Below are 18,267 nucleotides of genomic sequence, written 5' to 3' on the forward strand. Positions count from 1 at the left end.
GTCGAGCCGTTGATAGGGATCCGGGCGCAGCAGTAGTCGCAGCCGTTCGAGCACGGCGCATGGCGTAGCCGGCGGCGCGGGCACCGGCCCGGGCACGTTGCGGGTGTACGACGACTGGTGTGTCCAGCCGGACGGGGACACGGCCGGGTCGGCTGTCCAGTTGCGTGTGTGTGACGGCACCGCGGCGCAGCGGTTGGCCCGTACGGCGGTCGGGCAGTTGCGGCACACCGGGTCCGGTCTGTGTCTGGCGGTCGATGGTGGTGCGACCGTGAACTCGACGCCGGTCGTGTTGGCCGTGTGTGATGCTGCCGCGACCGGTCAGGTGTGGTCGGCGCAGGACGAGACCCGGCACGTCTACGGTCCGGACGGGGCGCGGTTGCTGACCGTGCAGGACCGGCGGGCGACGCTGCACCTGGCCGACGCGGTGGTCACGGTGGCCGCTGGTGGGGTGAACGTCAACAGTCAGCGTAGCTACGCGGTGCCGGGTGGCGGCATGCTGCGGTACGCCTACGGGTCGGCGTCGGTCCAGTTGGCGGCGGTCGCGGCCGATCATCAGGGCAGCCCGTACGCGGAGGTCGGTTCGACCCTGTCGGGGATGCCGGTACGGGTCCTGAAGCGGGATCCGTTCGGTAACCCCCGCGCGGTCGACGTGCTGGCCACGAATCTGAAGACCCGGGCCGGGTTCCTGGGCGCGGTCCCGGACGAGGCGTCCGGCTACACCCCGTTGGGGGCCCGCCTGTACGACCCGGTGGTGGGCCGGTTCCTGTCCGCCGACCCGGTCCTCGATGTGGCGGACCCGTTGCAGTCCAACGGGTACGCGTACGCGCACAACAACCCGGTCACCCACGCCGACCCGTCGGGTCTGTCGATCAGCCTGACCGCGTCGGAGCGGGCGGCGGCGTTGGCCGGTGCGGGTCTGTCCACCGCGCAGGTCGCCCAGGCCCGGTCGGCCGCGGGCCGGTCCATGACGTCGGTCATCCTGTCGGTGGCCTGGGACGTGCTCAAGGAGTTCATCGGCCTCAACGCCGCGCTGGGCTGCTTCGGCGGCGACGTGTGGTCCTGCGTCGACCTGATCACCGAGTTCGTGCCCGCCTTCAAACTGTTCAAAGCGTTCGGCAGGATCGTCAAGGCCGTCGAACGTACCTTCTCCGCGATCAGGGCCTGGCAGAAAGCGAAAGCCGCCGCCCAGGCGGTGCTGCGGGCGGCCCGCGCCGCCGAGACCGTCGCGTTGAACGCGAAGAAGGCGGCCGCTGAGCGGGCGAAACGCGCCGCGCAGGCCGCCGCGAAGAAAGCCGCAGACAAGGCCAACACCACCAGCAACAAAGCTGTCAACGCGTCGAAGAAGACCGGCAACCCCGTCCAGAAACAGGCCCAGGCCAAAACCAACCCCAAAGCCTCCACCGCCGGCAGCAGCGGAGGCGGCGGCCGGGCCAGCGCAGGAGGCGGGAGCGGCAAGGCCACCTCCAAACCCGGCGGCAACACCGGCGCCAGCTCACGCTCCAACGGCGGATCCAGTGGCGGCGGAGACAAACCCGCCGACAGCTGTCTCAACAACAGCTTCACCCCCGGCACCAAGGTCCTGATGGCCGACGGCACCACCACGCCGATCGAGGACGTCAAGCCCGGTGACACCGTGATCGCTGCCGACCCCGAAACCGGCACCACCAGCATCGAGACCGTCACCGCCACCATCACCGCGACGGCATCAAACACCTCGTCACCATCACCATCGACACCGACGGCCAGCACGGCTCGGAGACCGCCGAGATCACCGCCACCGACGGACACCCCTTCTGGGTCCCCGAACTCGACGAGTGGATCGACGCCACCGCCCTGCAACCCGGCCAGTGGCTCCAGACGAGCTCCGGCACCTGGGTCCAGGTCGCAGCCATCCAACGCTGGACCGTCCCGCACGCCACCGTCCACAACCTCACCATCAGCCGCGTCCACACCTACCATGTAGTAGCCGACGCAACCCCCGTACTCGTACACAACTGCGGTCTGGCAAAAATTGCGGCAGACCATCGGGTCAACGGGAATGGGGGACTGGGTGTTCGGGAAAGTAAGAACATTGCCGTTATGCGGTCTCAGATCGATGGGCAAGCGTCGACAGTCGGTATCGCGACTAGCGGTCGACACGTCAACCCTGGGGAGGTGTCCATGCCTAGCGCAAGGCAGTTCACGCCGCCCAACCCGTCTAGAGCATATGACTCCGAAGTGTTTCTTCTTGAGGATCTCGCGATCGGTCTCAGCCCAACATCTACCGGAACTGTCCAGCTCTACTCGGAACGGATAGTTTGCCCTAGTTGCGAAGATGTGATTGGTCAGTTTAAAATGAGATTTCCTGGAATTAGCATCCGTATCTCGACGGGGCAGGACTGAATGATGTACGAAGTTGGAAGGTTGGCGGAGTTAATTCGCATCGAGGAGCCTGGCGGCGTACTTGGAATAACGGCAGAGCAAATATCAAAAATTCGGGAGGCATGGAACCTTTCGGAGCTTCCGTCAGCGTATGTAGAGTTTCTTTCCCACATGGGGGTGCGGGCGGGTCGGATACTCAGAGGAACGGACGCATTCTTTCCGACCATCCTCCGAATGAAGGAGTGGGCGGACGAGTTCTTCGATGAGAATTCCGGGACCAATTCTCTTCCCGATGGGGCGATCGTATTCGGGATGCATCAGGGCTATCTCGTGTACTGGATGTCGGACACGCTTACGCCTGACCCCGAAGTCGTACTTTGCGCGGAGGGTGATCCAAATCCATTGCGCACCTGGTCCTCCTTTACCGCATTCCTCAACTCGCACTACGCAGACGAGCCTGGGGTAAAATGAGCGTAGCCAATCAGGTTTGCCGGTTCGGGCTGGTTTGATCTGGCGGGGTTGTTGGGCAGGATGTCCGGGCGCCCGACGTCCCTTCCATCGTGGAGCGGCTCGTGGCGTTGGAGAAGGCTGTCGCGCAGTGGGATGCCCGGATTGTAGTGCTAGAGGCGGAGAACGTTGAGTTGCGGCGTGGGTCAGACACCGAAAATTCGAATCTACCGCCGTCGGCGCAGGGGTTGGACAAGGTTCGACGAGGGTGATCGACTGCCAGAATTGGCCGAGGTCCGCTGCTTGGTAGGACATGAAGCCGAGGATGTTCGCGCCGAGGCCACGGTCACCGGCGGCGTGGGCCTGGTAGAGGCCCGCGATCCAGAACTGTTGCGCCTGGCTGTGGTTTCCGTCGTCGAACGACAGCCAACCCGCGAGGCGCATCAACTCACCGGCAGTGCCGTGTAGCCGCCGCCCCACCGAGTCGGTGTACCGGCGCTCGCGTAGCACCTCGACCACGGTCGCCAGGTGCTGACAGACCAGGCCGAGCGTCTGGCCGCTGCCGAGGTGGTCGTCCATCCGCCGCAGGCTCGCGGTAATGGTGTCCAAGTGGTCGACGACCTCACCGGACAGTGGCCGGCCGGTGGCGAAGGTGACGTCCGACGGCTGATAGGCGATGTTCCACTCGTCCGCCGACGACGTCAGCGCGAAACCAAGCAGAGTCAGGCAAATCCGTCGGCCCATCCCGCATCCCCGATTCGGTAACCATCATCGGCCGTGACTGACACAGTTGGTGCGCTCGTGGCGGCCCGTGTGGAGAGCCGCCACGAGCAGGGGGGAGCCAGGGGTTACGGGCGGGCGCCGTGGGTCTTGATGGTGGTGGTGAAGGTGGTCCAGGCGGCGGGGGCGAAGGTCAGCGTCCCGGCGGCGAGGGCTTTGGAGTCGCGTACGTCGATCTGGGTGCCCCGGTCGCGGACCTCGACGCACTGGCCGTTGCTGCCGGACCGGCTCGACGTGCGCCAGGTGTTACGTTCCATGCTCGCTCCCTCGTCTGATGGCTGCTGGCCTACTCACGTGGCGATGAGGTCTTTGGCGTCGTTGCAGAATCGGCGGACGGAGGGGGTGCGTCGGTAGGGGCCGAGTGCGCTGACGAGGTTGCGGACGTGCTTGATGCATCTGGCGGAGGTGACCTGGCCGGTGAGGGTCTGGACGGCCTGGTCTCCGAGGGCGAGTGCCTTGTCCAGTTCGGGTTGGTCCTGCCGGACGTAGGTGGTGGCGAGCAGGGCGTTGCGTAGTGCTCCTTCGCGGCTGTACTCGTTGTCCTGGAGTCGTAGCGCGGCTCGGAGGTGTTCGCGGGCGCGGGTCCAGTCTTCGAGTTTGACGTAGCAGTAGCCGGCCTGGGCGTGGGCCTGGGCTTCGTTGATCCAGTACGCCCAGTCGGGGTCGCCGTGTTCCGGACGTTCGTCGGTGAGCCGGTCGAAGGCGCTGTCGAGCGCACGGCGGGTGTCGGTGACGGCGTGGTTGTTGGCGTACGCCTCGGCGGCGCGCAGGTCCAGGATCGTGCCGACTGCTCAGGCTGCCAGCCGCCTCGGTCAACAAGCGCGTGATCCCGTCCCCGCTGACTGCCACCGCATCGACCCTTCATCCGTAGTGGTCGCTCTCACGCACGGTAGCGGACCTGGTGTCCGGCAGGCTGCCCTGACACTGATCCGCACCGATACGCACCACGCGCACCCCCTCCTGTCACCACCCGACTGGGGTCAACTGGGCACATCGGATTTTGGCGGTGACCCGAATCCGATTCCGGTGAAACGGGCCAGCGGGTCGGAGCGTTGCCGCGCTCCGACCCGCCGGCCTCGCCAGAGGGTAAGAGTGCTCGTGATCGCCAGACTGCTACCGATCGTCTTCGCCGGCCTGATGCCCGGCTTCCTCCTCGGCCTGTTCGCGATCCGCGTCAAGTCCCGGTGGTGCCCCCGCTGCGGCGCGACCACCGAGGAGATCCACCGGAGCATGCACCGATGACCGCGCCCGGCCGCCACCGCATCGCCGACCAGCCCATCGGCCGGCGGATCGCCCAACTCCGCGCCCGACGGGGACTCACCCAACAGGTCTTCGCGAACCGGATCGGCAAACCCCGCTCGTGGGTTGACAAGGTCGAACGCGGCATCCGCTGCGGGTGTACCACCCCTCTACCTCCGTTGCAGGCACCGCCGTACAGGTTCTTTCGGACACGGCTTATCCGGGCGTCAAGGGACTCGGCTGACCGCCGCCGCGTCGTCGATGTCCACTGCAGCTCCGCCGGTGGTCAGCCGTGCTGGACGAAGGCGATCTTTTCGTAGACGTGGACGGCCCGTACGGGTAGGGCGGGCCGTCCGTGCCACCCCGCCCAGTGCCGTCGGTTCACATCGTCGCAGAGGCTCTGGACGAGTCCGACGGATGTGCCTTGGTCTCCGGGCGGGCCGCCGCCGTACTCGTCGAGGTAGGCCGTCGACATGTCCTCGATGATGTAGAAGCCCGACGGTCGCACGTGGTCGACGAAGAGTGCGTCGAACGATGCCCGGATGTGCGCGTTGACGTGGCTACCGTCGTCGATGACGACGTCGAATGGCCCGTACCGGCGCCCGAGCTCCCGCAGGTAGGTCTGGTCGGACTGGTCGCCGCGGTGAACGTGGATTCGCGGCTCGTCGATCTGCTTCTCGGCGATGTCGAGGCCGTGGATCTGGCCACGCTGGAAGTAGTCCCGCCAGGTGCGCAGCGACGAACCTCCCCAGGTGGTTGAGTCGTAGCCGCCGATGCCGATTTCGAGCAGGTTGATCGGGCGGTCGCGGAGGTCGCCGAGATGCCGCTCGTACAGCGCGGCGTAGCCGTGCCCGCGACCCTTGTCGGTGTCGTAGACCCTGGCCAGCAGGGTCAGGTTGCGGCGCACGACAGGTGCCACGAGCCGTTGGACGCGGATGATCCGCTGGTCACCGATGGCGTGCCGGATTCTCGCCCGAGTACTGAGCATAGACAGGACTATAGGCGGTTTTGCCCAATTATGCGGGGCAGTCAGGCAAGAGACCGGATCGACCGCAGTGATCCACTCAGTGGTCGGGTCGACAGTTCCACCCGCAAGGGCTCGCGTCGGGCGCCACGAATGTCGCTGCCCGACCGACACTGAACATGCAACTTTCTCGACCGTCAGGTCAGGGTGCCCATCTCCAGAACCGCCTTCGGGCTGCGAAGTCCGGGTGAGCCAGCACGGCTTGTGGGTGGGAAGTAGTCGGAGGCAGCGGCCCAGCGGGGGGAGGTGGCTCATCGGGCGAGGTGCCAGGGCGACAGAGGCAGGGAGCAGAGGCAGGGAGCAGAGCCACAGAGGCTAAGGGCAGGACGGCAGGGCGGTGCAGAGAGGTTAGCGCGCTCATCGCCACGCAAACCCTTGCCCGCTCATTTGCACCAACCATTCACGACGATCGAGCGGCACTTCGGGCACCGCACTCCCCCACACCCTGCCAGCACATTTTACGAAACTCGATTAATGATTCACCGTCGAGAGATCACGTTCAACCCGAACCGTCGCCCCGGCCGCCCATTTCCGCAGATCAGCAGTGGCCCACCCAGTTGCCGATGAATTGTTATCCAGGTAGCTACGGCGACCTGCGGCACAGACCTCCGCCGGGCGCCCTTGGGCGTCGCCGCCGCAGGTCAGGGGCCCTACCCCCGGGATAACCGGAGGTTCCTCGTCATACCTCGCATCTCGGGCTGGCGAGCGCGGTGTGCGCTTTGCCGTACCGCCAGCACACATACCTGATTCGGTGGCGATACCGTCGACAATGGAACAGCTGGAATGGCAGCACCGCCCCCAGACACCCCGCGCGAGATGTCCGAAATATCCCGTACGGGGATGTTTTTCGTTCGTGGCAGACCGTCGGGTATGGTCGGGTGCAAACCCCCACCACAGACCTGGTTTGACTTGCCCACCGACCGTCCGACGACTCGATTTCGGTCGATGAACACCTGCCGTGTGCGTCGATTGGGACCAGCGTCACGACATTCGTTGGAATGGAGATCGTGTCCGCAATCGTCGTGAAATCGTTGTACAAAATTTTCGGCAAACGTGCTGACAAGGCGCTCGAGCGCCTCAAGACCAGCCAACCCGATGCTCCGGCGAACCTGGGCGGCGCCACCGCAGCCGTCGTCGACGCCAACTTCGAGGTCCGGCCCGGCGAGATCTTCGTCGTGATGGGGCTCTCCGGGTCCGGGAAGTCCACCCTGATCCGGATGCTGAACGGCCTGCTCACCCCGACCGGCGGCTCGGTCGAGGTCGACGGCGTCGACCTGACCAAGCTCAAGCCGGCCGCGCTGCGCAAGCTGCGCCGCGAGAAGATCAGCATGGTCTTCCAGCACTTCGCGCTGCTGCCGCACCGCTCGGTGCTGGAGAACGCCGGCTACGCGCTGGAGGCGGCCGGGCTGCCCCGCGCCGAACGGCGGGAGCGGGCGATGGAGGCACTGCGCCTGGTCGGTCTGGACCGCTGGGCGGACAAACTGCCCCAGGAGCTGTCCGGCGGGATGCGCCAGCGGGTCGGCCTGGCCCGGGCGTTGGCGGCCGGCACCGACATCATGCTGATGGACGAGGCGTTCTCCGCCCTCGACCCGCTGATCCGCCGCGAGGTGCAGGACCAGTTGCTGGACCTGCAGGCTCAGCTCGGCAAGACGATCGTCTTCATCACCCACGACCTCAATGAGGCGATGCGCCTCGGTGACCGGATCGCCGTGATGCGCTCCGGCCGGATCGTCCAGCTCGGCACCGCCGAGGAGATCCTCACCGACCCGTCGAACGACTACGTCGCACAGTTCGTGGCGGACGTCGACCGTACCCGCATCCTCACCGCCTCATCGGTGATGGAGCGACCGCTCGGCGTCGTCGACGTCAACTCCGGTCCCCGGGTCGCCGCCCGGATCCTCCGGGAGACCCAGACCTCCGCGATCTATGTCACAGGCAAGAACAAGCAGTTCCTCGGTACGGTCTCCGACGACGTCATCGACCAGGCGGTCCGCGACGGCCGGCGGAACCTGCAGGACGTGGTGACCACCGACCACGTCCGGGTCGCCGGGGAAGACACCCCGGTCGCCGAGTTGTTCACCCCCTGTGCGGAAAGTTCGCACCCGCTCGCCGTGACCGACGCCACTGGCCGGCTCGCCGGCGTGATCCCCCGGATCACCCTGCTCACCGCGCTCGGCAGCATCGGCAGCGACGCCGGCAACGGGACCAGCGACGGGACCAGCGACGACGCCGAGCCGACCAGTTCCAGCGAGGTGGGCACCATCACCGCGACAGTCCCCGATCAGGCAACCCCGGCTGATGCAGTGCTGAGCCCGGAGGGAGACCGTTCATGAACGCCGCTGACGGCATTGACAGCATCCTCCCGTACGTCCGGATCGGCGCGGCGTTCGAGTTCGTCGTCGACTGGACGACCGAGTACCTGGGTGCGCTCTTCGACGGGATCTCGACGTTCGTCGAGTCGCTGGTGGATCCCCTGGTCGACGTGCTGCTCGCACCGCCGGCGATCGTCGTGGTGCTGATCTTCGCGGCGCTCGGCTGGTGGCTGCGCGGGTGGAAGTTCGGCATCGGCACCGCCGTCGGGCTCGGCATCGTCGCCGGCATGCCCTACTGGGAAGAGACCATGAGTACGCTGGCGTTGGTGCTGGTGGCGAGTGCTCTGTCGCTGGCGATAGCGGTCCCGCTCGGGATCCTGATCGCGGAGAACCAGCGGGCCGCGGCGGTGACCCGTCCGGTGCTCGACCTGATGCAGACGTTGCCGGCGTTCGTCTACCTGATCCCGGCGATCTTCTACTTCGGCATTGGCGCCGTCCCCGGGGTGATCGCTACGGTGGTGTTCAGTATGCCGCCGGGGGTCCGGCTGACCCAGTTGGGCCTGCGACAGATCGACCGCGAGGTGATCGAGGCCGGCGAGGCGTTCGGCGCGTCGCCCTGGGCGGTCCTGCTCCGTACCAAGCTGCCGCTCGCCCTGCCGACCATCATGCAGGGGGTCAACCAGGTGATCATGCTGGCGTTGTCGATGGTCGTCATCGCCGGGATGGTCGGGGCCGGCGGCCTCGGCGAAGTGATCAACACCGCACTCGCCCGGCTCCAGGTCGGCCAGGGCTTCGAAGGCGGCATGGCCGTGGTGATCCTGGCGGTGGTGCTCGACCGGCTGACCGACTCGATCGGGGCCCGTACCCGGTCGGCGAAGGCCCAGCGGGCGCTGCAGGAAGCCTGACCCGCAAGTCCGACCGGACCGGCCCGACCCGAAGACCGAACCAGAGCTGAACCGTATCCGAACCGAGATCCCGCAGGGAGGGTCACCGGTGCCGGCGCCCTGCCTCGCTGCCGCGAGTACGCCGGTGTAGGGCAACACGATGGAAGGACGACAACGAATGTTCCGCAACAACCCGCTACGCCGGGCCGCAGTGGCGGCCACCGCCGCCCTGGCCCTGGGGCTCGCCGCCTGCGGCAGCGACGCCGACAGCGACACCGGCAGCGACAACGGCTCCGACGCCGTCGACAAGAGCATCACCATCGGCTACATGGCCTGGGACGAGGCAATCGCCGCCTCCTACCTGTGGCAGAACATCCTCGAGGCCGAGGGGTACGAGGTCGAGCTGACCAACGTCGAAGCCGGCGTGGTCTACTCCGGTCTGGCCTCCGGTGACATCGACCTGTTCCTGGACGGCTGGCTGCCGCAGACGCACGCCTCCTACATGGAGGAGTACAGCGACGACCTGGAGACGATCGGGGTCTGGTACGACAACGCCAGCCTGAGCATCGCCGTCCCCGCCTACGTGGACGGGGTCGACTCGCTGGCGGATCTGGCTGACAACGCCGAGCTGTTCAACAACGAGATCATCGGCATCGAGCCGGGTGCCGGCCTGACCGCCGCCACCCAGGACAACGTCATGCCGACCTACGGGCTGGACGACTACGAGCTGCGGACCTCGTCCACCCCGGCGATGCTCGCCGCGCTGCAGAGCGCGATCGGCGACGAGGAGCCGATCGTGGTGACCCTGTGGCACCCGCACTGGGCCTACTCGAACTACGAGCTGAAGGACCTGGCCGACCCGGAAGGCACTCTGGGTACCGCTGAGGAGATCACCACGCTGGCCCGGACCGGGTTCAGCGCGGACTTCCCCGAGGTGACCGCGATGCTGGAGAAGTTCCAGATGGACGACCAGCAGCTCGGTTCGCTGGAGGACCTGATGTTCAACGTGCACGAGGGTGACGAGCCGGCCGCCGTCGAGGCGTGGCTGTCTGAGAACCCGGACTACCTGTCCACCCTGGGTGTCTCCTGACGCCGGACTGACTGACCGAAACACCACGGACCGGGGTGTCCGGGCTGGCCTGACGGCCGGTCCGGGCACCCCGGTCCCCGTCTGTCGTGAGCCCTGCAGCAGCCTCCGGCGGCCCGGCAGCGGCCCTGCTCGGCGGAGAAGTTCTTGCTTCTGATACGCGTTGCGCAGTAGATTTTCCTGCATGACGCGATGATGTCTGGAATTTTGCCACACCTTCACTGGGTGCCGTCCCGCCGAAAGGAGTTCTTCCGTGGCCACACGCTTCCGGGTCACCTACGCGACCCTGTCCGCTGACAACGAGGACCTGCACACGGCGTACGAGGACGGCGCGGACCGGGCGCGGGCCTGGTTGGGTCAGCGCCTCACCCCGGTGGTCGACGGCACCGCCCGGCCCGGGGTCGACCCGGCCGAGCTGGTCAGCCCCGGCGACGTGACGCTCAAGCTGGCCACCGTCACCGCCGCCACCGACCAGGACGTCGACGCGGCCGTCACCGCCGCTCACGCCGCAGCGCCCGGCTGGGCCGCGACACCGTGGCCGGACCGGGTCGCGGTGCTGCGCCGGGCGGCCGACCTGATCAGCGACCGCTCCAACGAGTACGCCGCGCTGATGAGCATGGAGGTCGGCAAGAACCGGCTGGAGGCGCTCGGCGACGTCGAGGAGTCGGCGGACCTGATCCGCTACTACTGCGACATGTATGACAAGCACCACGGTTTCGACCAGCCCATGGCGACCATCGCCGCGAACGAGTCCACCCGCAGTGTGCTCAAGCCGTACGGGGTCTGGGCGGTGATCAGCCCGTTCAACTTCCCGATGGCGTTGACCGCCGGGCCGGCCGGCGCGGCACTGGTCGCCGGCAACACCCTCGTCCTCAAGCCCAGCCTGCAGGGCACCTTCTCGGCCTGGAAGTTCTTCGAGTGCCTGGTCGACGCCGGGCTGCCGACCGGGGTCGCGCACTTCCTCCCCGGCGGCGACGACCCGGGCCGGACGCTGGTGGCGCACCCCGGCGTCGGCGGCCTCACCTTCACCGGATCGTACAAGACCGGCATGTCGATCATCCGGGCGTTCACCGGCGCCTACCCGAGGCCCGTCGTCTGCGAGATGGGCGGCAAGAACGCCGCGATCGTCTCGGCCCGGGCCGACCTGGACCGGGCGGTCTCCGGCGTCGCCCGCTCCGCGTTCGGCTTCTCCGGCCAGAAATGTTCGGCCTGCTCCCGGGTGTACGTGGCGCGCGAACTCCACGACGAGTTCGTCACCCGGCTCGCCGAACGGGCCGAGTCGCTGGTCGTCGGCGACCCGCTGGCCCGCGACACGTACCTCGGTCCGGTCATCGACGCCGCCGCCGTACGCCGCTACGGCGAGGCCGTCGCGCACGCCGCGACCATCGGCCGGGTGGTCACCGGCGGCCAGGTGCTCGCCGGGGTCGACGGCCGCCCCGACGGCTACTACCTGGCGCCGGCCGTCGTCGCCGACGTACCGCCCGACGACGACCTGTTCCAGCGCGAGCTGTTCGTGCCGTTCGTGGCGGTCAGCCCGGTCGACTCGGTCGACGAGGGCCTGGACCGGGCCAACAGCGTGCCGCTGGGCCTGACCGCCGGGTTCTTCTCCACCGACCAGGGCGAGATCGACCACTTCCTCGACCGGATCGAAGCCGGCGTCGTCTACGTCAACCGGCCGGCCGGCGCCACCACCGGTGCCTGGCCCGGGGTGCAGCCGTTCGGCGGCTGGAAGGGCTCCGGCAGCACCGGCAAGGCCGGTGGCGGACCGTACTACCTCCAGCAGTTCCTCCGCGAGCAGTCGCAGACGGTGGTGGCCTGATGACGACGATCCCCGACTGGTTCGACCCGGACCGCCCGCAACCGCACCTGGTCACCGAACTGCCCGGACCGCAGGCCCGCGAAGTGCTGGCCCGCGACCAAGCGGTGACCAGCCCGTCGCTGCCCCGCGCCTACGCGATCGCACCCCGGCGCGGCCACGGTACCGTCGTCGAGGACGTCGACGGCAACCTGTTCCTCGACTTCAACGCCGGGATCGCGGTCACCTCCACCGGCCACTGCCACCCCACGGTCGTCGAGGCGGTGCAGCAGCAGGCCGCGACCCTGCTGCACTACTCGGCCAGCGACTTCTACCTGCCGCTGTACGGCCAGATGTGCCAGGCGCTGGCCGCGACCGCGCCGATGGACGGGCCGGTACGGGTCTTCCTGACCAACTCCGGGGCCGAGGCCGTCGAGGGCGCGCTGAAGCTGTCCCGGTACGCCACCGGCCGGCAGTACGTGATCAGCTTCTACGGATCGTTCCACGGCCGCACCTACGGGGCGATGACGCTGACCGGGTCGAAGTCCAAGTACCACAAGGGGTTCGGCCCGCTGCTGCCCGGCGTGCTGCACGCGCCCTACGCACCAGCCTCGCTGGACTTCATCGAGGAGGTGCTGTTCGAGCACCAGGTGGATCCGAGCGAGGTCGCGGCGATCTTCGTCGAACCGATCCAGGGTGAGGGTGGCTTCATCGTGCCGCCGGCCGGCTGGCTCGCCCGGCTGCGGCGGATCTGCGACCGGCACGGGATCCTGCTCGTCGCCGACGAAGTGCAGTGCGGCATGGGCCGCACCGGCCGGATGTGGGCGATCGAGCACACCGGCGTACAGCCGGACATCCTGATCAGCGCGAAAGGCATCGCCTCCGGCCTGCCACTGGGCGCGTTCCTGGCCCGGTCCGAGCTGATGGAGGCCTGGGGTCCGGGCGCGCACGGCTCCACCTACGGCGGCAGCCCGGTGCCGTGCGCCGCCGGCCTCGCCACCCTGCGGGTCATCCAGGAGGAGTGCCTGCTCGACAACGCCACCGAGCAGGGTGAGTTCCTGCTCGCCGGGCTGCGCGAACTGCAGCAGGCGTACCCGCAGCTACTCGTCGACGTGCGCGGGGTCGGCTTGATGATCGGCGTCGAGTTCCCCACCGGCGAGATCGCCGGCCAGGTACAGCAGGCGGCGTTCAGTCGCGGCCTGCTGGTGCTGGAGGCCGGCGTCAACGCGGTACGGATGTCGCCGCCCCTGGTGATCACCCGGGCCCAGGCGCAGACCGGTCTGCGGCTGTTCGGCGCCGCCGTCGCCGAGGTCGCCGCCGACATGCAGGCCGCCGGCAACGGAAAGGTCGCCGGCAACGGAAAGGCCCCAGCCGGCGGGGAGATCGCAGCCGGCGGGGCCGTCGCCGTACCGGGATGAGCCATGTCTTCGGCCGGGTGTCCGACGACGCGCCACGGATCGCCTCGGCGTTCGGCGCGCAGCTGTGGGACACCACCGGCAAGCGCTACCTCGACGCGGCCGCCGGGGCGATCGTCGTCGGCATCGGCCACGGCGTCACCGAGGTGGTCCGGGCGCAGGCCGAGCAGGCCGGCGCGGTCGCGTACGCGCACGGCTCGATGTTCCGCGCCGACGTGCTGGAGGAGTACGCCGCCGAGCTCGCGGCCGTACTGCCGATGGACGATCCGTTGGTCTTCCCGGTCTCCGGCGGCAGCGAGGCGGTGGAGACCGCGCTGAAGATGGCCCGCGCCTACCATCTGGCCCGGGGCGAGGACCGGCACCTGATCGTCGGCCGGGTCGGCTCCTACCACGGCAACTCCCGGGGCGCGTTGGACGTCTCCGGTCGGGCCGGGCTGCGTGCGCCGTACCTGCCGTGGCTGGAGCAGGCGGTGCACACCTCGACCCCGTACGAGTACCGCTGCCCGTTCCCGGACACCCATCCGGTCGGCTGCGGGGCGCGGCACGCGGCGGCGCTGGCGCAGCTGTGCCGGTCCCGGCCGGTCGCGGCGTTCATCGCCGAGCCGATCGCCGGGGCCGGGCTGGGTGCCTGCGTCCCGCCGGACGACTACTGGCCAGCCGTCGCCGAGGTCTGCCGCCGGTACGGGGTGCTGCTCGTCGCCGACGAGGTGATGACCGGCTTCGGCCGTACCGGCACCTGGTTCGGCGTCGACCACTGGGGCGTACGCCCGGACATCCTGGTGGCGGCGAAGGGTGCCAGTTCGGGCTACTGGCCGCTGGGTCTGGCCGTCGCTTCCGGCCCGGTGCACGACACGATCGCGCCCACCGGTTTCACCCACGGCTTCACCTACTCGCACCACCTGGTGGGCGCGGCCACCGGCCGGGCGGTGCTGCGGGTGCTGCGCGAGCGGGACCTCGTCGCGGCGGGCCGGCGGGCCGGCGAGTCGCTGCGCCGGGCCCTGCGCCGGGAGCTGGCCGACTCGCCGTACGTCGGGGACGTCCGCGGTCGCGGTCTGCTGGTCGGCGTCGAACTGGTCGCCGACCAGCACACCGCGCGGCCGTACGCCCGTACCGCCCGGGTCGCCGAACGGGTCGTCGCCGCCGCCCGGCACGCCGGTCTGCTGCTCTACAGCGGAACCGGCTGCGCCGACGGCGTCGACGGTGACGTGATCCTGCTCGGCCCGCCGCTGGTCGTCTCCGCCGACGAGGTCGAGGAGATCGCGGTCGGCACGGCGGCGGCGATCCGCGCCGTCACCGAGCCGGCCTCGGCGGGACAGCCGACCGAGCCGGAGTAGCCGGTCGCGGCGGGCCGGGCGGGGACGCGGGTCAGAAGTCGTCGTCGAAGGTCACCGAGCCGGTCACCCCGACCTGGTACGCCGACACCCGCCGCTCGAAGAAGTTGGACAGCTCCTGCACGTCCTGCAGCTCCATGAAGGCGAACGGGTTCTTCGACCCGTACATCGGTTCGATGCCGAGCACCGCGAGCCGCCGGTCGGCGACGTGCTGCAGATACTCCCGCATGTCGACCAGCGACATCCCGGACACGCCCTGGTCGAGCAGGTCCGCGGCGAACTGCACCTCGCACTCCACCGCCTCGGCCAGCATCTGCCTGACCTGCTGCTCCATCTCGGAGTCGAACAGGTCCGGTTCCTCGGCGCGGACCGTGTCCACCACCTCGAAGGCGAACGCCATGTGCATCGACTCGTCGCGGAACACCCAGTTGGTGCCCGAGGCGAGACCGTGCAGCAGACCCCGGGACCGCAGGAAGTACACGTACGCGAAGGCGCCGTAGAAGAACAACCCTTCGATGCAGGCGGCGAAGCAGATCAGGTTGAGCAGGAAGGCCCGTCGGTCGGCGCGGCTGCGCAGCTCCCGCAGCTCGAAGATCGAGTCAATCCATCTGAAGCAGAACTCGGCCTTGCGGGCGATCGACGGGATGTTCTCCACCGCCGCGAACGCCGCGAACCGCTCCCGCTCGTCCGGCACGTAGGTGTCCAGCAGGTTCAGGTAGAACTGGACGTGCACCGCCTCCTCGAACAGTTGCCGGGACAGGTAGAGCCGGCCCTCCGGGGAGTTGACGTGCTGGTAGAGGTTGAGCACCAGGTTGTTCGCGACGATGGTGTCGCCGGTGGCGAAGAACGCGACCAGCCGGGACACCAGGTGCCGCTCGGCAGCCGACAGTCTGGCCAGGTCCGGCAGGTCGGAGTGCAGGTCGACCTCCTCCACCGTCCAGGTGTTCTTGATCGCGTCCCGGAACCGGTCGAAGAACTGCGGATACCGCATCGGCCGCAGGGTCAGGTCCATGCCGGGGTCGAGCAACAGCTGCCGTCGGCCCGCAGCTGCGGCGGCGGTCGCGGTGGCGGCATTAGCGGTCGCGGCGTCGGTGTTGGTTTCGGAGACGGTGGTCACTGGCAGGCCTCACAGGTTTCGGGGTTTTCCAGGGAGCAGGCCGACGCCTCGTCGTCGCCGGTCGCGACAACCGGCCCTACGACCGGCCCGACGGTCGGCCCGACGGTCGGCCCGACGGTCGGCCCGACGGTCGGCGCGATGCCGACGGTGGCCTGCTGGATCCGGGTCGCCGGACGCGACCGCAGGTAGTAGGTGGTCTTCAGCCCGGACTTCCAGGCGTACAGGTACATCGAGGACAGCTTGCCGATGGTCGGTGCGCTGAGGAACAGGTTCAGCGACTGCGACTGGTCGACGTACGGGGCGCGGGCGGCGGCCAGGTCGATCAGCGCCCGTTGCGGCAGCTCCCATGCGGTACGGAACAGCTCCCGCACGTCGGCGGGCAGGTCCGCGACACCCTGCACCGACCCCTCGGCCCGCTTGATCTGCTCCCGGACCGGTGCCGTCCACAGCCCGCGCGCCTTCAGCTCGCCGACCAGGTACGTGTTGATTTGCAGGAACTCCCCGGACATGGTTTCGCGTTTGAACAGGTTGGACACCTGCGGCTCGATGCATTCGTAGCAGCCGGCGATCGAGGCGATCGTCGCGGTCGGCGCGATCGCGACCAGCAGCGAGTTCCGCAGGCCGTGTGCGGCGATCGTCGACCGCAGCCGGGCCCACCGTTCGGGCTGGCCGACCTCGGCACCCCACAGGTCCGGGTGCAGCTCGCCCCGGGCGGCCCGGGTCTCGGCGTACGCCGGATGCGGGCCGAACCGTTCGGCGAGCCCGGCGGAGGTCTCCAGCGCGGTCAGGAAGATCTCCTCCTGGACGCGGGTGGACAGCTCCCGGGCCGGCGCCGAGTCGAACGGCAGCCGCAGCGTGAAGAACGCGTCCTGCAGGCCCATCAACCCCAGCCCGACCGGCCGCCAGCGCGGGTTCGACGCCGCCGCCTGCGCCGCCGGGTAGTAGTTGATGTCGATCACCCGGTCGAGAAACACCACGGCGGTACGGACCGTGGCGCGCAGCTTGTCCCAGTCGACGCCGTCGGCGGTGACGTGCGCGCCGAGGTTGATCGACCCGAGGTTGCACACGGCGGTCTCGGTGTCGCTGTTGACCTCGAGGATCTCGGTGCACAGATTGGACAGGTGGATCGTGTTGCCCGGCTCGCCGGTCTGGTTGGACAGCCGGTTCGCGGCGTCCTTGAACGTCATCCACCCGTTGCCGGTCTGCGCCAGGGTGCGCATCATCCGCCCGTACAGGTCGCGGGCCTTGACCGTCCGGACCGCTTTCTTCTCCGCCGCGCGGTACGCCTCGTCGAACGCCTCGCCGTACAGGTCCGGTAGCTCGGGTGCGTCGGACGGGTCGATCAGCGACCAGTCGGCGTCCGCCTCGACCCGCCGCATGAACTCGTCCGGGATCCAGTTGGCCAGGTTGAGGTTGTGGGTGCGCCGGGCGTCCTCGCCGGTGTTGTCCCGCAGCTCCAGGAACTCCTCGACGTCCGGGTGCCACGGCTCCAGGTAGACGCAGGCGGCGCCCTTGCGGCGGCCGCCCTGGTTGACCGCCGCGACCCCGGCGTCGAGGGTCTTGAGGAACGGCACGATGCCGTTCGACCTGCCGTTGGTGCCCCGGATCAGCGCGCCCCGGCCACGGATCCGCGACCAGGAGATGCCGATCCCGCCGGAGAACTTCGACAGCTTCGCCACCTGGTGGTAACGCTCGTAGATCGAGTCGAGCTCGTCGCGCGGCGAGTCGACCAGGAAGCACGACGACATCTGGGTGTGCCGGGTGCCCGAGTTGAACAACGTCGGTGAGCTGGGCAGATAGGCCAGGCTGGAGATCAGCCGGTAGAAGTCGACCGCCTCGGCCGGCGTCTGGGACAGCCCGCACGCCACCCGCAGCAGCCAGTACTGGGGCGTCTCCACCACCAGCCGGGTCTGCGGATGCCGCAGCAGGTAGCGGTCGGCCACCGTACGCAGCCCGAAGTACTCGAAGCGCAGGTCGCCGTCGACGTCGACGGCGTCGTCGAGTTTGCGGGCGTTGCGGGCGACGAAGGCCGCGGTGTCGTCGCCGATCAGCCCGAGGCCGTGGGCGTAGCGGATGGACTGGCTGAAGCTGGCCACCTGCTGGCCGCGGACCTCCTTGTCCACGTAGGCGGCGAGCAGCCGGGCCGCCAGCTTCGAGTACTGCGGCTCCTCGCCGATCAGCTCTGCCGCCGTCTGAATGGACAGCTTGTCCAGCTCGGCGGTTGTCGCCCCGTCGTACAGTCCGCTGATCGTCCGGGTCGCCACCCGCAGCGGGTCGACCTCGTCCAGGTCGGCGACCCAGTGTTCGACCGCCTTGACGATCTTGTTGACGTCCACCGGTTCGGTGTCGCCGTTGCGCTTGCGTACCTGCATCGGTTCCCCTTGTCGTGCCTGTCCACCGGTCGACGGACACGCGGGGAGGACGCCACCGGTCACTCACCTGACGGTCTGCTCCGCCGGGTGTCGACCGGTCGTC

At 68.6% G+C, this 18,267-nt stretch carries 13 protein-coding genes and 3 pseudogenes; 10 read left to right on the forward strand and 6 right to left on the reverse strand.

The window, feature by feature from the left end:
- Window positions 1-64: 64 nt before the first annotated feature.
- Both O7610_RS16570 and O7610_RS30685 read left to right on the forward strand, forming a co-directional pair.
- Window positions 65-2,382: pseudogene (locus O7610_RS16570) on the forward strand (RHS repeat-associated core domain-containing protein); the annotation flags it as partial.
- Between the two features lie 3 nt (window positions 2,383-2,385).
- On the forward strand, window positions 2,386-2,832 hold the full coding sequence (locus tag O7610_RS30685) for an SMI1/KNR4 family protein (RefSeq protein ID WP_282233722.1): 447 nt from the start codon (window positions 2,386-2,388) through the stop codon (window positions 2,830-2,832).
- Window positions 2,833-3,015: 183 nt separating this feature from the next.
- Here the strand turns inward: O7610_RS30685 and O7610_RS30895 are convergent.
- The 3 genes and pseudogenes from O7610_RS30895 to O7610_RS30900 form a co-directional block, all read right to left on the reverse strand.
- Window positions 3,016-3,552: pseudogene (locus O7610_RS30895) on the reverse strand (NsdA family TPR-like regulatory protein); the annotation flags it as partial.
- A gap of 104 nt (window positions 3,553-3,656) precedes the next feature.
- Window positions 3,657-3,845, reverse strand: coding sequence for a DUF397 domain-containing protein (locus O7610_RS16580; RefSeq protein ID WP_289211324.1), 189 nt, complete (start codon window positions 3,843-3,845; stop codon window positions 3,657-3,659).
- Between the two features lie 33 nt (window positions 3,846-3,878).
- A complete protein-coding gene (locus O7610_RS30900; protein ID WP_502959110.1) occupies window positions 3,879-4,367 on the reverse strand; it encodes an NsdA family TPR-like regulatory protein in 489 nt (162 codons plus the stop codon).
- Between the two features lie 319 nt (window positions 4,368-4,686).
- Here O7610_RS30900 and O7610_RS16590 point away from each other — a divergent pair, with 319 nt between their 5' ends.
- Together O7610_RS16590 and O7610_RS30905 are read left to right on the forward strand one after the other, a co-directional pair.
- The gene (locus O7610_RS16590) at window positions 4,687-4,830 is read left to right on the forward strand and encodes a hypothetical protein (protein WP_289211326.1); all 144 of its coding nucleotides are present in this window, start codon (window positions 4,687-4,689) and stop codon (window positions 4,828-4,830) included.
- Between the two features lie 20 nt (window positions 4,831-4,850).
- Window positions 4,851-4,979: pseudogene (locus tag O7610_RS30905) on the forward strand (helix-turn-helix domain-containing protein); the annotation flags it as partial.
- Between the two features lie 134 nt (window positions 4,980-5,113).
- On the opposite strand, the gene O7610_RS16600 reads toward O7610_RS30905, so the two are convergent.
- On the reverse strand, window positions 5,114-5,815 hold the full coding sequence (locus O7610_RS16600; protein ID WP_281551655.1) for a class I SAM-dependent methyltransferase: 702 nt from the start codon (window positions 5,813-5,815) through the stop codon (window positions 5,114-5,116).
- A 1,034-nt stretch (window positions 5,816-6,849) separates the two neighbouring features.
- Here O7610_RS16600 and O7610_RS16605 point away from each other — a divergent pair.
- The 6 genes from O7610_RS16605 (at window position 6,850) to O7610_RS16630 (ending at window position 14,678) form a co-directional block, all read left to right on the forward strand.
- Window positions 6,850-8,184, forward strand: a complete 1,335-nt coding sequence (locus O7610_RS16605; protein WP_281551656.1) for a quaternary amine ABC transporter ATP-binding protein — start codon at window positions 6,850-6,852, stop codon at window positions 8,182-8,184.
- Window positions 8,181-9,068, forward strand: a complete 888-nt coding sequence (locus tag O7610_RS16610) for an ABC transporter permease (RefSeq protein ID WP_281551657.1) — start codon at window positions 8,181-8,183, stop codon at window positions 9,066-9,068. Before O7610_RS16605 ends, O7610_RS16610 begins: the two co-directional genes overlap by 4 nt.
- Before the next feature lie 157 nt (window positions 9,069-9,225).
- Entirely contained in the window at window positions 9,226-10,137 is a 912-nt protein-coding gene (locus tag O7610_RS16615; RefSeq protein WP_289211328.1) for a glycine betaine ABC transporter substrate-binding protein, read from the forward strand.
- Window positions 10,138-10,387: 250 nt separating this feature from the next.
- Complete coding sequence (locus O7610_RS16620) at window positions 10,388-11,953, forward strand: aldehyde dehydrogenase family protein (protein WP_289211329.1); 1,566 nt, start codon at window positions 10,388-10,390, stop codon at window positions 11,951-11,953.
- Complete coding sequence (locus O7610_RS16625) at window positions 11,953-13,347, forward strand: aminotransferase class III-fold pyridoxal phosphate-dependent enzyme (RefSeq protein WP_289211330.1); 1,395 nt, start codon at window positions 11,953-11,955, stop codon at window positions 13,345-13,347. The genes O7610_RS16620 and O7610_RS16625 overlap by 1 nt, the downstream gene beginning before the upstream one ends.
- Window positions 13,344-14,678: an aminotransferase family protein gene (locus tag O7610_RS16630; protein WP_289211331.1), complete on the forward strand. Its 1,335-nt coding sequence runs from the start codon at window positions 13,344-13,346 to the stop codon at window positions 14,676-14,678. The genes O7610_RS16625 and O7610_RS16630 overlap by 4 nt, the downstream gene beginning before the upstream one ends.
- A 31-nt stretch (window positions 14,679-14,709) precedes the next feature.
- Here O7610_RS16630 and O7610_RS16635 read toward each other — a convergent pair whose 3' ends face one another.
- The gene (locus O7610_RS16635; RefSeq protein WP_289211332.1) at window positions 14,710-15,792 is read right to left on the reverse strand and encodes a ribonucleotide-diphosphate reductase subunit beta; all 1,083 of its coding nucleotides are present in this window, start codon (window positions 15,790-15,792) and stop codon (window positions 14,710-14,712) included.
- Window positions 15,789-18,164 carry a ribonucleoside-diphosphate reductase subunit alpha gene (locus tag O7610_RS16640; protein ID WP_289211333.1) on the reverse strand — a complete coding sequence of 792 codons (2,376 nt, stop codon included), beginning with the start codon at window positions 18,162-18,164 and terminating at the stop codon, window positions 15,789-15,791. Before O7610_RS16640 ends, O7610_RS16635 begins: the two co-directional genes overlap by 4 nt.
- Window positions 18,165-18,267: the final 103 nt, after the last annotated feature.

The organism is Solwaraspora sp. WMMA2065 (assembly GCF_030345075.1).
In the GTDB taxonomy this organism is placed as follows: domain Bacteria; phylum Actinomycetota; class Actinomycetes; order Mycobacteriales; family Micromonosporaceae; genus Micromonospora_E.

Excerpts from the sequence above, each read along its gene's own strand:
- O7610_RS30685 (WP_282233722.1), top strand. The coding sequence starts at position 2,386 with ATGTACGAAGTTGGAAGGTTGGCGGAGTTAATTCGCATCGAGGAGCCT.
- O7610_RS16580 (WP_289211324.1), bottom strand. The coding sequence starts at position 3,845 with ATGGAACGTAACACCTGGCGCACGTCGAGCCGGTCCGGCAGCAACGGC.
- O7610_RS16600 (WP_281551655.1), bottom strand. The coding sequence starts at position 5,815 with ATGCTCAGTACTCGGGCGAGAATCCGGCACGCCATCGGTGACCAGCGG.
- O7610_RS16605 (WP_281551656.1), top strand. The coding sequence starts at position 6,850 with ATGGAGATCGTGTCCGCAATCGTCGTGAAATCGTTGTACAAAATTTTC.
- O7610_RS16610 (WP_281551657.1), top strand. The coding sequence starts at position 8,181 with ATGAACGCCGCTGACGGCATTGACAGCATCCTCCCGTACGTCCGGATC.
- O7610_RS16615 (WP_289211328.1), top strand. The coding sequence starts at position 9,226 with ATGTTCCGCAACAACCCGCTACGCCGGGCCGCAGTGGCGGCCACCGCC.
- O7610_RS16625 (WP_289211330.1), top strand. The coding sequence starts at position 11,953 with ATGACGACGATCCCCGACTGGTTCGACCCGGACCGCCCGCAACCGCAC.
- O7610_RS16630 (WP_289211331.1), top strand. The coding sequence starts at position 13,344 with ATGAGCCATGTCTTCGGCCGGGTGTCCGACGACGCGCCACGGATCGCC.
- O7610_RS16640 (WP_289211333.1), bottom strand. The coding sequence starts at position 18,164 with ATGCAGGTACGCAAGCGCAACGGCGACACCGAACCGGTGGACGTCAAC.